Genomic DNA, 12,647 nt, shown 5'->3' on the forward strand with positions numbered 1-12,647 from the left:
GCCCGCCCCGATCCGTGAGTGCTTCCTGTCTCCATTTAAACGCGGCAGGCAGGCGGTGTGTACCCCGACGCGGACGACGGAGGTCTTACGCCGCCACCGCGCCCGCGAGCCTGGCCGCCTCCTCGATAGATGTCCGATGAACGGAACTCGGGCTCCGTATAACGGTCCAGTACCGTTCGCTGGCACTTTCGATCCTAACTGCAAGTTATATGACCTGAGTCACTAAGCACTTGGCAAAGGGTGTGGTAGAACTGCGCAACTCCGCAGGTGGAACGCTCAACCCCACAGCGCGGAGCGCTCGGCATGCACCGGCAGCACGACCGCGGTGATCACAATCCGCATCCGCGGAGCGCCCGGCCAGCGTCGCCGATCGGACAACGGCGTTCGTTCAGAGACCGCACATCAACCGGCGGCACCACCCCCGTGCCCCGGGCTCGCACCATCGAGGTAGCCACTGTGTCACTCGACTCCGTCACCCAGAACGTCGACGAAGCCGTCAGCGATTTCTTCGAACCGATAGCCAAGTGGCTCGGGGAAGTCGTCTTCTACGCGGTTCCCGTAGGCGGAACCGAACTCCCCCTCATCGTCGCCTGGCTCGTCGTCGCCGGTCTGGTGTTCACCGGCTGGTTCGGGTTCGTGCAGGTCCGCAAGTTCAGACTCGCGGTCGACGTGGTGCGCGGGAAGTACGACGAGAAGGGGTCGGCGGGTGAGGTCAACCACTTCCAGGCCCTGACCGCCGCAGTTTCCGGCACGGTCGGCCTCGGCAACATCGCGGGTGTGGCCGTGGCCGTCTCCATCGGCGGTCCCGGCGCCACGTTCTGGATGATCCTGTGCGGCCTGCTCGGCATGGCCACCAAGTTCGTCGAGGTCACCCTCGGCGTGAAGTACCGCGAGGTGCACGCCGACGGCACCGTCTCCGGCGGCCCGATGCACTACCTGCCCAAGGGCCTCAAGGAGCGCTTCGGCAGCGGCGGCGCCAAGCTCGGCAAGGTGCTCGCAGTCCTCGCCTCGATCATGGTCCTCTTCTTCGGCCTGTTCGGCGGCAACCTGTTCCAGACCAACCAGAGCTACGCGCAGGTCTCCTCGACCTTCGGCGGCGAGGACGGCTTCCTCGCCTCCTCCGCCGGTGCCGTCCTCTTCGGCCTGGTCGTCGCCGCGCTGGTCGGTCTCGTGCTGCTCGGCGGCATCCGCTCCATCGCCTCGGTCACCAGCCGGCTGGTGCCCGCGATGGCCGGCATCTACATCGTGGCCTGCCTGGTCGTCATCCTGGGCAACGTCACCGCCGTGCCGGACGCCTTCCAGACCATCCTGCAGGGCGCCTTCGAGGCCGACGGCGTCGCCGGTGGTGTGCTCGGTGCCCTGATCATCGGTTTCCAGCGCGCCGCGTTCTCCAACGAGGCCGGTCTCGGCTCCGCCCCGATCGCCCACTCCGCGGTCAAGACCAACCACCCCGCGAGCGAGGGTCTGGTCGCCCTGCTGGAGCCGTTCATCGACACGGTCGTCATCTGCACCATGACCGCGCTGACCATCGTCATCGCCAACCCGGCCAGCTGGGGCGAGGCCCGCGCCGGCGAGAGCATCGGCGGCGTCACCATCACCTCCGACGCCTTCGCGACCGTCCTGCCCTGGTTCCCGGCCGTGCTCACCGTCGCGGTGCTGCTCTTCGCCTTCTCCACGATCCTGACCTGGGGCTACTACGGTCTCAAGGCCTGGTCGTACCTGTTCGGCAAGAGCAAGGCCAGCGAGACCGTCTTCAAGGTCGTCTGGAGCCTGTTCGTGGTCCTGGGCGCCCTGATGTCCCTCGACTCGCTGATCAGCCTCGCCGACTCCGCGCTCTTCCTGCTGTCGGTCTTCAACATCATCGGCCTGTACCTGCTCGCCCCGGTCGTCAAGCGCGAACTCGCCTCCTTCCTGGAATTCGTCCGCGCCCGCAAGGCCGGCGAGATCAGCGACGGCGACGCAGACCAGGAGTCGGTGAAGACCACCGTCTGACCGCCCCCCGGCGGCCCGGCTCCTGTACGGGCCCGTACCCACCTCGCGCCTTGGTGGATACGGGCCCGTACGTCTGCCGCCAAGACTGGCGGCCCACGAACAGCCGCCTACGACCGGCCGCCGAGCTCCGCCCTGGCGCGTCGCCGGTCCAGGTAGCCGATGGCCGGGCCGCCATGACGCCGTGCAGCACCACCGAGATCACCACGGTGAGGGCCACGACGGCCCACAGCTCCGCTCATTGATCGTTGAACCGCTGCCTACGGGAACAGGAAGCAGTCACCCGCGGCGCGAACCCGCTCTCGCGGGGCCACAGCCAAGTCGCAGAGGAGCAGGTAAACGGCGGGGCCACGCCAGGATCGATAACGGACACCGGAAGTCCCGTGGGAGGCGTGGACGGGCCCCCAAGGCACACAGGGGCGCCACCACGCTGCTCACCACGGGCCCGCGCGCCCGACCGCCAGGCCCATGCGGAGGCGGCCGCTCACACGGGGGCCGGTGCCTGTGGTGGGCCGCCTGACTCCGGGCCACAGACACGGACGAGAGGGCGGCGCGTAACGGGCCAATGGTGGTGGTCAGCCCCACTCTCATTTCCAGTGTCCCGAACCTGCACTACTTCGATGTCCGTGAAAGTGACAGCGCGCAGGCCAGACGCCTTGTCAACTCTCATCTTCAGCGGCGGCCCTCACCCGACGGGCAGGGATCACACCCTCTGCCGGGTTTCGGACCGGTTCCGGAACTCGACGATTCCGTCACGACGTCACCACGGGCCGAAGGGGCCGGTTAGCGTAACGTCTCGAACAATCACGCGCCTCGCTGCGCAGGCGACCCAGGTGTCACCCGACGGAGGACTGGTACGAGCGTGGACGCGCGAAGCCGTGGACAGGCGGACGGAAACGATCCTGCCGACCAGTGGGCACTCGACCCGGAGACCGGCGCGTACGTACCGCGCCCGGACGGCTCCTCCGCCGAGCGGCCGCAGGTCCCCGCCCCCGCAGCGCCCCCCGCCCCGCCTCCGCCGGCCGCGTCCCCGCCCGGCGGGGCCGCCGCGCCGCACCGGCCCCGGAGGACCCGCCCGGTCCCGGCCACCGCAAGCACGAGCCGCGGAAGAAGAACGGCAGGAGGAAGGTGCTGATGTGGACGGGGGGCGCCCTCTCGCTGGTGCTCGTCGGCGGCTCGGCCTTCGCGTACTACTGGTACGAGCGCCTCCACGGCAACATCAGCACCGTCGACATCGGTGACGTGGGCAGCGACACCGTCCTGACGGACGGGCCGGTCAACCTCCTGATCATCGGCAACGACGTCCGCACCGGCAAGGGCAACGAGAAGTACGGCGACCGGGACAACGTCACCGGTCACGCCGACACCACGCTCCTCCTCCACGTCTCGGAGGACCGCACCGACGCGACCGTGCTGAGCATCCCCAGGGACCTCAGGACCGAGACACCGGACTGCGAGACCAGGCGGTCCGGCGGTTCGAGCGGGGTCGTTCCCGGCTCGGCGGGCACCACCGGGTTCAACGAGTCCTTCGGTGTCGACGGCCGCGCCCCCGGCTGCCCCATGCGCACCGTCGAGAGCATGACGGACCTCGAGATCGACCACTTCATGATGTTCGGCTTCAACGCGGTCAAGACGCCGGCCTGGCTGCGGACCGGCGAGGGCGTCCTCGAGTCCACCAACAGGGGCAACGCCCCGGCCCGGGCCGGCAGGACGCGGCTGGAGTACGCGCCGGACCGGGCCGACCAGGCCCGCGCGCTCGCCGGCCTGATGGGCCTGCCCGCCCCGGCACTCGCGCCCGGCACGCGGGACGCCGCCGCGGCCGGGCCGATGACGCTCACGCTCGGGCCGGACTTCGTCAGGGCCGGCGTTCCCGTCATCCCGCCGAGGAAGGCCGACGCCGGACGGTCCCGCACCGACGAGAAGGTCTGCGGGAAGTAGCCCGGCAGGCCGGTCCCCGCCCACGCAAGGAGTTGCCGTGTCCCACCCCCACACCCCGGCCGTCACCGAGATCCGCGTGGCGGACGGGGAGGCCGGCCCGTACGGCATCACGGCCGGCCCCGACGGAGCCCTGTGGCTCACCCTCGTGCACAGCGGCCGCGTCGCGCGCCTCGCGCTCGACGGCGGCCTCGAGGAGTACGCCCTGGACTCCCCCGGGTGCCGCCCCATGGTCATCACCCCCGGGCCGGACGGAGCCCTGTGGTTCACCCTCAACCAGGCCAACGCGATCGGCCGCGTCACCACCGGCGGCGACCTGCGCACCTTCCGCCTGCCGACGCCCGGCAGCGGCCCCTACGGCATCACCTCCGGCCCGGACGGCGCGCTGTGGTTCACGCAGATGAACACCGACCGCGTCGGCCGCATCACCACCGGGGGAGCGATCACCGAGTTCGCGCTGCCCGTCACGGGCGGCTTCCCCTCGGCCATCACCGCGGGCCCCGACGGAGCCCTGTGGTTCACCCTCAACCAGGCCAACGCGATCGGCCGCGTCACCACCGGCGGCACCACCACCGTGCATCCCCTGCCCACCCCGGGCGCCGCGCCCGTGGGCATCACCAGTGACGGAACGGACCTGTGGTTCGTCGAGATCGCGGCGGGCCGGATCGGAAGGATCACGGTCGACGGCGCGATCACGGAGTTCCCGCTCCCCGACCGCACGGCCAGGCCGCACGCCATCGCCGCGGCCGCCACCGGGGACTGCTGGTTCACCGAATGGGGAGCGGGCCGCATCGGCCGCATCACCGCGAACGGCGGGATCACCGAGTACGGGCTGCCCACACCGTCGTCCGAGCCGCACGGCATCACCGTGGGTCCCGACGGCGCGCTCTGGGCGGCCCTCGAGACCGGAGGGGTCGCACGAGTGGCCCCGTAGTCCCGGGGACCGGCGAACCCGAGACGCGAAAGGGGGGTTACCCCCAATGCCGTCGGCCTCCCGGCTGCCTACCGTGGATCGCATGACCGGAATGGACGCGCGGGACACCGAGCTGAAGAAGGAACTCAGCGCCTCCCTGCAGGCACGCAGGGAACTGGGCGAGGAGTACGAGTCCGCGCTGGTCGACTCGTTCCTGGAGAAGGTCGACCAGCGGATCGACGGCGCGGTGGAGCGCCGGGTGCGCCGGCAGCTCGCCGAGCAGCAGATGACGGCGGCCCGGGACGCGCGGTCGCCGGGGGTCACGGACAGCTGGGGCGAACGCTTCGGCTTCGGGATCGTCTCGCTGGTGCTGGCGGTGCCGCTGTCCGCCATCGGCGGCGGCGTGGCCCACCTGCCCGGCCTGCTGGTCGCCTGGGCCGGCATCGTCGGCGTCAACGTCGTCCAGGCCCTCCGCTCCCACCCGGGCCTGTTCGGCCGCCGGCCGTCCCGGGACGGCGGCTGGGAGGACTGACCGGCCCGCGCCGCGAGGAAGGACCGGGAGACCTGACCGGCCCGCGCCGGGGAGGAAGGGCTGCGCGGGGACCGCCGCACCCCCGTGACCGGGGGGCGGGACGACGGCGGTCCCCGCGGGGGACGCGCGCCGGTCGGGACCGGCTGCGCGTCCTGGGCGTCCATGGAGGTCCGGGAGCCGCTCCGGAGGTCCTTCGACGCCGTTCGGGCGCCGGCCGGGGCGGGGAGCCTCCCCCATCGCCCTGCCGACATCCACCAATGTGCCGGAGCCGTGTTAAGCGCGTGCTGCGCGGACGTGACGCCCTCGTACCACTTCCGCGAAGTCCTCGAAGATCACGAACGCGCCGGGGACGCCCCGCCGGACGGACGGCGGGCGGCCGTTCACGTCCGGTTCACCGGTGGTTCCCCGGACGCCCCGTCACTTCCCCGTGCGGGCCAGGAAGGACAGCAGGTCCTGCCGGCTGACCACACCGGTCGGCTTGCCCTCGACGAGGACGATCGCCGCGTCCGCCCTGCCCAGGACGGCCATCAGGTCGGCCACGGGCTCGCCGGAGCCGACCTGCGGCAGCGGCGCGGACATGTGCTTCTCCAGCGGGTCGTCGAGCGAGGCGCTCTTGCTGAACAGCGCGTCCAGCAGCTCCCGTTCCACCACGGAGCCGACGACCTCGGCGGCCATCACGTCCGGGTGACCGGCGCCCGGCTTGACGACCGGCATCTGCGAGACGCCGTACTCGCGCAGCACCTCGATGGCCTGGCCGACCGTCTCGTCGGGGTGCATGTGGACCAGGGAGGGCATGGAGCCGCCCGCCTTGTCCTCGATGACGTCGCCGACGCGGGCGCTCGGACCCGCGTCCTCCAGGAAGCCGTAGTCGGCCATCCACTCGTCGTTGAAGATCTTGCTGAGGTAGCCGCGTCCGCTGTCCGGCAGCAGCACCACCACGACGTCGTCCTCGCCGAGCCGCTCGGCCACCCGCAGCGCCGCCACGACCGCCATGCCGCAGGAACCGCCGACCAGCAGGCCCTCCTCCTTGGCCAGGCGCCGGGTCATCTGGAAGGAGTCCTTGTCGGAGACGGCGACGATCTCGTCCGCGACGCTCCGGTCGTACGCGGTCGGCCAGAAGTCCTCGCCGACGCCCTCCACCAGGTACGGCCGCCCGGAGCCGCCGGAGTACACGGACCCCTCGGGGTCGGCGCCGACGACCTGGACGCGGCCGTCGCTGGCCTCCTTCAGGTAGCGCCCGGTCCCGGAGATGGTGCCGCCGGTGCCGACACCCGTCACGAAGTGGGTGATCCGCCCCTCGGTCTGCTCCCACAGCTCGGGGCCGGTGGAGTGGTAGTGCGAAAGGGGGTTGTGGGGGTTGGAGTACTGGTCCGGCTTCCAGGCCCCCGGCGTCTCACGCACCAGCCGGTCGGAGACGTTGTAGTAGGAGTCGGGGTGCTCGGGCGCCACGGCGGTCGGGCAGACGACGACCTCGGCCCCGTAGGCCCGCAGCACGTTGATCTTGTCCGTGGAGACCTTGTCCGGGCACACGAAGATGCACTTGTAGCCCTTCTGCTGGGCCACGATGGCAAGACCGACCCCGGTGTTCCCGCTGGTCGGCTCGACGATGGTGCCGCCCGGCCGCAGCTCCCCGCTCTGCTCCGCCGCCTCGATCATGCGCAGGGCGATGCGGTCCTTCACGGAGCCGCCCGGGTTGAAGTACTCCACCTTGGCCAGGACCGTCGCCCTGATGCCCTTGGTCACGCTGTTGAGCTTCACCAGCGGGGTGTTGCCGACGAGGCTGATCATCGAGTCGTGGAATTGCACCGTTGTCTCCGGATGCTTGCAAATGAGGTGGTCCTTGTGGTCAGGCCAGCCTAGGCCCTTTCGGGTCCCCGTCCCGGGCGGGTCGTTCACTCGCCGTCGGGATTGGAGCACGGTCCGTACGGGGCAAGCACTGGGTGTACGGCTCGAGGAGGTGGCGGCGGGGCATGACGAACATGTCGACGGCGAGGGTGGCCCGGCGGATCGCGGCCGGCGCGGCGTACGGCGGCGGCGGGATCGGCCTGGCCGGCGCGGCCACCGTGGGTCTGCTGCTGGCCGAGGCCCGGCTGGCGCGGCGCCGCGTGGGCAACGGCACGGCACCTCACGTGCCGAGCGCGGACGGGCTGTACGGCGCGGCCTACACGGTGGCCGGCGAACCGGCCCTGCGGCTGACCATGCTGGGCGACTCCACGGCCGTCGGCCAGGGCGTGCACCGGGCCGGGCAGACCCCGGGCGCGCTGCTGGCGTCGGGCCTCGCGGCGCTCGCGGAGCGTCCGGTGGCGCTGAGCACGGTCGCGGCGCCGGGGGCCCGCTCGGACGATCTGGACCGCCAGGTGACGCTGGCGCTCGCGGACCCCTCCCGGGTGCCCGACATCTGCGTGATCATGGTCGGCGCCAACGACGTCACCCACCGCATGCCGCCCACCCGCTCGGTGCGCCACCTGTCCTCGGCGGTGCGCCGGCTGCGGACGGCCGGTGCGGAGGTGGTCGTCGGCACCTGTCCCGACCTCGGCACGCTCGAGCCGGTGGGTCAGCCCCTGCGCTGGCTGGCCCGCCGCGCCTCCCGCCAGTTGGCGGCGGCCCAGACGATCGGCACGGTGGAGCAGGGCGGGCGCACGGTGTCGCTGGGGGACCTGCTGGGCCCCGAGTTCGCCGCCAACCCCCGGGAGCTGTTCGGACCCGACAGCTACCACCCCTCCGTGGAGGGGTACGCGACGGCCGCGATGGCCGTCCTCCCGACGCTCTGCGCGGCGCTGGGGCTGTGGCCGGCGGAGGAGGAGCGCCCGGACGCCGCCCGCCGCGAGGGCTTCCTGCCGGTCGCCCGGGCGGCGGCGGAGGCGGCGGCGGAGGCGGGCACGGAGGTCGCCGCGGCGATGCCGTCGGGGCCGCGCGGGCCGTGGGCCCTGCTGAAGCGCAGGAAGCGGCGGCGGGTCCCGGAGGCGGAGCCGGTGGTGCCGCTCCAGTAGGCGCCGATGGCCAAGCAAGCGCTTGGCCAGTTGCGTCCCATGTCACACCGCGTCACCCGTGACCGGACGCATACGTACGGGTAACTTCCCAAGCAGCCCGCACCAGCCATCCGGTATGCCCTCCCTCGCCCGACCACCACCCCTCGACGAGGCGCTACGCGCCGCCCCTCCCCCTGGAGCCGTGATGCCCGAAGCCGTGATCGTCTCTGCCGCCCGCTCCCCCATCGGCCGCGCCTTCAAGGGCTCCCTGAAGGACCTGCGTCCCGACGACCTGACCGCCACGATCATCCAGGCCGCCCTCGCCAAGGTCCCCGAGCTGGACCCGAGGGACATCGACGACCTGATGCTCGGCTGTGGTCTGCCCGGCGGCGAGCAGGGCAACAACCTCGGCCGCGTGGTCGCCGTGCAGCTGGGGATGGACCACCTCCCCGGCTGCACCGTCACCCGCTACTGCTCCTCCTCGCTGCAGACCTCCCGCATGGCCCTGCACGCCATCAAGGCCGGTGAGGGCGACGTCTTCATCTCGGCCGGCGTCGAGACGGTCTCCCGCTTCGCCAAGGGCAACTCCGACAGCCTGCCGGACACGCGCAACCCGCTGTTCGCCGAGGCCGAGGCGCGCACCGCCGCCGTCGCCGAGTCGGAGGGCGCGACCTGGCACGACCCCCGCGAGGACGGCCTGCTGCCCGACCCGTACATCGCGATGGGCCAGACCGCCGAGAACCTGGCCCGCGCCAAGGGGGTCACCCGGCAGGACATGGACGAGTTCGGCGTCCGCTCGCAGAACCTCGCCGAGGAGGCCATCGGGAACGGCTTCTGGGAGCGCGAGATCACCCCGGTGACGCTCCCCGACGGCACGGTGATCGGCAAGGACGACGGTCCCCGCCCGGGCGTCACCATGGAGGGCGTCGCCGGTCTGAAGCCGGTGTTCCGCCCCGACGGGCTCGTCACCGCCGGCAACTGCTGCCCGCTCAACGACGGCGCCGCCGCGCTCGTCGTCATGAGCGACACCAAGGCCCGCGAGCTGGGCCTCACCCCGCTCGCCCGGATCGTGTCCACCGGCGTCTCCGGCCTCTCCCCGGAGATCATGGGCCTCGGCCCGGTCGAGGCGTCGCGGCAGGCCCTGCGCCGCGCCGGCCTGACCATCGACGACATCGACCTGGTCGAGATCAACGAGGCGTTCGCCGCCCAGGTGATCCCCTCCTACCGCGAGCTCGGCATCCCGCTGGAGAAGCTGAACGTCAACGGTGGCGCCATCGCCGTCGGGCACCCCTTCGGCATGACGGGCGCGCGCATCACCACCACGCTCATCAACTCACTTCGGTTCCACGACAAGCAGTTCGGTCTGGAGACGATGTGCGTCGGCGGCGGCCAGGGCATGGCGATGGTCCTCGAGCGCCTGTCCTGACCACCCCGCCGTAGCCGTCACGGAACCCTCCGTGAGGCATTGGCCCGGGACTCCGAGGATCCGGGGGTCCCGGGCCGTTTCGTGATCCAATCTCCCCCAGGATGTGACCTATCCCTCGCACCGCGGGGATCCCCGCAGGTCAGCCTCGCGCCCCTGGCGCCCCCGCGACGAAACTCCCGTCCGTTTCGTGATGTTACGCACTGACAGATGGTTAGTCCGCCCTTCAAGCTGATGTAGGAAGTCGAGGGTCGACTTTGAACCGGGAGTACGTCAGTGAGCGCCATGCCGATCGCCCTGCTGATCACCACGGCCGCCACCGGCGCCGTGGGCGTCGCCGTCCTGCGCAGCGTCATGGTGCTGCGCCGACAGGTCGCGGCCCTGCACACCGAGCTGGCCGGGAGCCGCGCCGCCGGGCGCGTCCCCGCGGCCCGCACGGCCGGCACCGACGAGATACGTGCCGCCGTGGCGGACGCGCTCGCCGAGGAGCGGGAGCGCGAGCTCGCCGAGGCGCGGGCCTTCTGGGCCGCCCAGGAGGTCCGTGACGCCTCCGACGCGCCCTCCCTGCTGGGTCTGGCCGACAGCGAGCTGTTCCTGCCCCGGGGGGCCGATTTCGTGGGCCTGGAGCCGGTGACCGAGCCGGGCGCCGACGCCGAGGAGCTCTTCCCCAGGGACTTCGTCCAGGGCGGTACCCCCAAGGAATCCCCGGAGCTGGCCGCGGCCCGCCGCCGGCACCCCTCGCACCCGGACTTCGTGCCCGGCGCCTCGCCGGTCGGCAACGACCACGAGCGCACCGTGGCCACCCTGGAGGAGCTGGCCGCCTCCCGTACCGAGCTGACCGACGTCCGGCCGGGCCCGCTGGGCACCCTGGACGTCTACGTCTTCGCCGACGGTACGACGCTGTGCATGACGCCGGGCCACCGCGAGACCGCGGAGTGCCTGTCCGCCGCGCTGCGCGCGGGCGAGACCCCGTTCCTGCTGGGCGGCTCCGGCATCTCGGGGGCGTACACCCTGACCTTCGCCTGCGGCGAGGAGAACGTCTACATCCTGGCGGACCGCGTCATCGCGTCCCTCTAGGGCCGCCCCGGCCGGGGTTCGCCCTTGGAGGAGCGGCGTCCGGTGCGGCGGGAGCGCGTGCCGGGCGTCGCGGCGGGGCGGACCCCGGCGCGACACCGGCCACCGGCCCGGCCCGGGCGGGTCTACACTCCGGCGCGTCCACGCGCCTCCTCCACCAGCCGTACCGCTTCCACCACCTCGTCGTCGGACTTCAGTACGAGGGCCAGGTCGTGCCCGGCGACGGTGATCTGGTCGGCGGCGGCGAACATGCCGGCGTCCGGCATCTCCCGGGGTTCGGCGCCCGGCTCCTCGACGAGCTGGGTGCGCCGCGCCAGCTCCCTGGCCAGGGCGAGCGCCTCGGCCGCCCCGCCCCGTTGCAGCCGGCTCTGCGGCGCGGCCCGCAGGCGGTCGGCGAAATGATCCACGGCACGGGTGAGGGGCGTCGTATCAACCACGCGGCGAGCGTACGCGGGGCGGCAGCACTGTTGCCAACGGACGAACGCTCGGGCACGGTGACCTGAAGGACCGGCTTACATCCCATGCGTCCGGAGGCGCCGATGTCCCACGTCTTCTCCGCAGAGACCCATCGCAACATGCTCGCCCGCATCCCCCACTGCACCGGTCGTGAGATCTCCGACTGGCTGCGCACCGTCGAGGACGGCCCGGCGCTCTTCCGCTTCGAGGAGAAGGTCAGCTGGCTCCGCCACGAGTACGACCTGGCGTACGGCCATGCCAAGGCGATCGTCCACGAGTACGACCTGAGGCGGGCCGCGCGCAAGCTGCTCTAGCCGGCGCGCCCGCTCACGACGGAGGGCCCCGGGGCGAACCCCGGAGCCCTCGTCGGTACCGCTGGTGCTGCCCGGTCCGCTAGTCGCTGCTGTTGAGGATCGAGATGATCCGCAGGAACTCCATGTAGATCCACACCAGCGTCAGCGTCAGGCCGAAGGCGGCGAGCCAGGCCTCCTCGCGCGGGGCACCGTAGGCGAGGCCGTCCTCGACCTGCTTGAAGTCCAGGGCGAGGAAGCAGGCACCGAGGATGATGCCGACGACACCGAAGACGATGCCGAGCGGGCCGCTGCGGAAGCCGAGCCCGTCACCGCCGCCGAACACCGCGAACAGCAGGTTCACGGCCATCAGCAGGATGAAGCCGAGCGCCGCCGCCATCACGAAGCCGTAGAAGCGGCGGTTGACGCGGATCCAGCCCGCCTTGTACGCCACCAGCACACCGGCGAAGACCGCCATGGTGCCGAGCACGGCCTGCATGGCCGCGCCGTCGGCGATGCGGTTGTCGACGATGCTGGAGATGACGCCGAGGAAGACGCCCTCGAACGCGGCGTACGTCAGGATCAGCGCCGGCGAGGCCTTGCGCTTGAAGGACTGCACGAGCGCCAGGACCATGCCGACCAGCGCGGCACCGATGCCGATGCCGTAGGCCCGGTTGATGTTGGCGTCGTCGACCGGCAGCAGGGCCCAGGAGAGCGCCGCGGTGAGGATGAGCACACCGAGCGTGCTCGCCGTGCGCACGATGACGTCGTCGATCGTCATCCGGCCGGGGACGGCCGGCGCCTGCGGCGGTGCGCCGTGCTGCAGGTCCTGCTGGGCGTAGGGGTTCTGGGCGTACGGGTTCTGCGCGTACGGGTTGCCCGTCGGCTGCGCGTACGGGTTGGCCTGCGTGGCGACAGCGGGACCCCCGGCCTGCGGCGCGGTGTTGAAGCCCGCGTAGCCGTTGTCGCGGCTGAACCCCCGTCGCGAGAAGACCGGGTTTCTGCTCCTCATTTCACTCCTCCATGGCCACACAGCGTGGCCTTGGCTCAAGAGTAATAGGTAGGC

At 71.8% G+C, this 12,647-nt stretch carries 11 protein-coding genes; 8 read left to right on the forward strand and 3 right to left on the reverse strand.

Going from position 1 to position 12,647, the window contains the following annotated elements; all coding sequences use genetic code 11:
- Positions 1-456: 456 nt before the first annotated feature.
- The 4 genes from ACF07S_RS07230 to ACF07S_RS07245 all read left to right on the forward strand — a co-directional run bounded on the left by ACF07S_RS07230 (position 457) and on the right by ACF07S_RS07245 (position 5,369).
- Positions 457-1,992 (forward strand): alanine/glycine:cation symporter family protein, encoded by a 1,536-nt coding sequence (locus tag ACF07S_RS07230; RefSeq protein WP_391973639.1) that lies wholly within the window; start codon positions 457-459, stop codon positions 1,990-1,992.
- A 1,131-nt stretch (positions 1,993-3,123) separates the two neighbouring features.
- Positions 3,124-3,927 carry an LCP family protein gene (locus tag ACF07S_RS07235; RefSeq protein WP_391973640.1) on the forward strand — a complete coding sequence of 268 codons (804 nt, stop codon included), beginning with the start codon at positions 3,124-3,126 and terminating at the stop codon, positions 3,925-3,927.
- A gap of 37 nt (positions 3,928-3,964) precedes the next feature.
- Positions 3,965-4,858 (forward strand): virginiamycin B lyase, encoded by an 894-nt coding sequence (locus tag ACF07S_RS07240; RefSeq protein ID WP_391973641.1) that lies wholly within the window; start codon positions 3,965-3,967, stop codon positions 4,856-4,858.
- Between the two features lie 91 nt (positions 4,859-4,949).
- Positions 4,950-5,369, forward strand: a complete 420-nt coding sequence (locus ACF07S_RS07245; protein ID WP_391963929.1) for a hypothetical protein — start codon at positions 4,950-4,952, stop codon at positions 5,367-5,369.
- A 417-nt stretch (positions 5,370-5,786) separates the two neighbouring features.
- On the opposite strand, the gene ACF07S_RS07250 is transcribed toward ACF07S_RS07245, so the two are convergent.
- Positions 5,787-7,175 carry a cystathionine beta-synthase gene (locus ACF07S_RS07250; protein ID WP_391963556.1) on the reverse strand — a complete coding sequence of 463 codons (1,389 nt, stop codon included), beginning with the start codon at positions 7,173-7,175 and terminating at the stop codon, positions 5,787-5,789.
- Between the two features lie 164 nt (positions 7,176-7,339).
- Here ACF07S_RS07250 and ACF07S_RS07255 point away from each other — a divergent pair, with 164 nt between their 5' ends.
- The 3 genes from ACF07S_RS07255 (at position 7,340) to ACF07S_RS07265 (ending at position 10,838) form a co-directional block, all read left to right on the forward strand.
- Positions 7,340-8,359 (forward strand): SGNH/GDSL hydrolase family protein, encoded by a 1,020-nt coding sequence (locus ACF07S_RS07255; RefSeq protein ID WP_391973642.1) that lies wholly within the window; start codon positions 7,340-7,342, stop codon positions 8,357-8,359.
- 184 nt (positions 8,360-8,543) lie between these two features.
- Complete coding sequence (locus tag ACF07S_RS07260; RefSeq protein ID WP_391963558.1) at positions 8,544-9,764, forward strand: acetyl-CoA C-acetyltransferase; 1,221 nt, start codon at positions 8,544-8,546, stop codon at positions 9,762-9,764.
- Positions 9,765-10,037: 273 nt separating this feature from the next.
- Positions 10,038-10,838, forward strand: a complete 801-nt coding sequence (locus tag ACF07S_RS07265) for a hypothetical protein (RefSeq protein ID WP_391963559.1) — start codon at positions 10,038-10,040, stop codon at positions 10,836-10,838.
- A 122-nt stretch (positions 10,839-10,960) separates the two neighbouring features.
- Here ACF07S_RS07265 and ACF07S_RS07270 read toward each other — a convergent pair whose 3' ends face one another.
- Positions 10,961-11,272, reverse strand: a complete 312-nt coding sequence (locus ACF07S_RS07270; protein WP_391963560.1) for a hypothetical protein — start codon at positions 11,270-11,272, stop codon at positions 10,961-10,963.
- A 102-nt stretch (positions 11,273-11,374) separates the two neighbouring features.
- Here ACF07S_RS07270 and ACF07S_RS07275 point away from each other — a divergent pair, with 102 nt between their 5' ends.
- The gene (locus tag ACF07S_RS07275) at positions 11,375-11,605 is read left to right on the forward strand and encodes a DUF4287 domain-containing protein (RefSeq protein WP_391963561.1); all 231 of its coding nucleotides are present in this window, start codon (positions 11,375-11,377) and stop codon (positions 11,603-11,605) included.
- Between the two features lie 79 nt (positions 11,606-11,684).
- Here ACF07S_RS07275 and ACF07S_RS07280 read toward each other — a convergent pair whose 3' ends face one another.
- Positions 11,685-12,593 carry a Bax inhibitor-1/YccA family protein gene (locus ACF07S_RS07280; RefSeq protein WP_391963562.1) on the reverse strand — a complete coding sequence of 303 codons (909 nt, stop codon included), beginning with the start codon at positions 12,591-12,593 and terminating at the stop codon, positions 11,685-11,687.
- Between the last annotated feature and the right edge of the window lie 54 nt (positions 12,594-12,647).

Origin of the sequence: Streptomyces sp. NPDC016640 (genome assembly GCF_043076215.1) — a bacterium.
Lineage (GTDB): Bacteria > Actinomycetota > Actinomycetes > Streptomycetales > Streptomycetaceae > Streptomyces.

Bases quoted from the DNA above. Each gene is read 5' to 3' on its own strand.
- ACF07S_RS07260 (WP_391963558.1), top strand. From the start codon at position 8,544: ATGCCCGAAGCCGTGATCGTCTCTGCCGCCCGCTCCCCCATCGGCCGC.
- ACF07S_RS07255 (WP_391973642.1), top strand. From the start codon at position 7,340: ATGACGAACATGTCGACGGCGAGGGTGGCCCGGCGGATCGCGGCCGGC.
- ACF07S_RS07235 (WP_391973640.1), top strand. From the start codon at position 3,124: ATGTGGACGGGGGGCGCCCTCTCGCTGGTGCTCGTCGGCGGCTCGGCC.
- ACF07S_RS07280 (WP_391963562.1), bottom strand. From the start codon at position 12,593: ATGAGGAGCAGAAACCCGGTCTTCTCGCGACGGGGGTTCAGCCGCGAC.
- ACF07S_RS07245 (WP_391963929.1), top strand. From the start codon at position 4,950: ATGGACGCGCGGGACACCGAGCTGAAGAAGGAACTCAGCGCCTCCCTG.
- ACF07S_RS07275 (WP_391963561.1), top strand. From the start codon at position 11,375: ATGTCCCACGTCTTCTCCGCAGAGACCCATCGCAACATGCTCGCCCGC.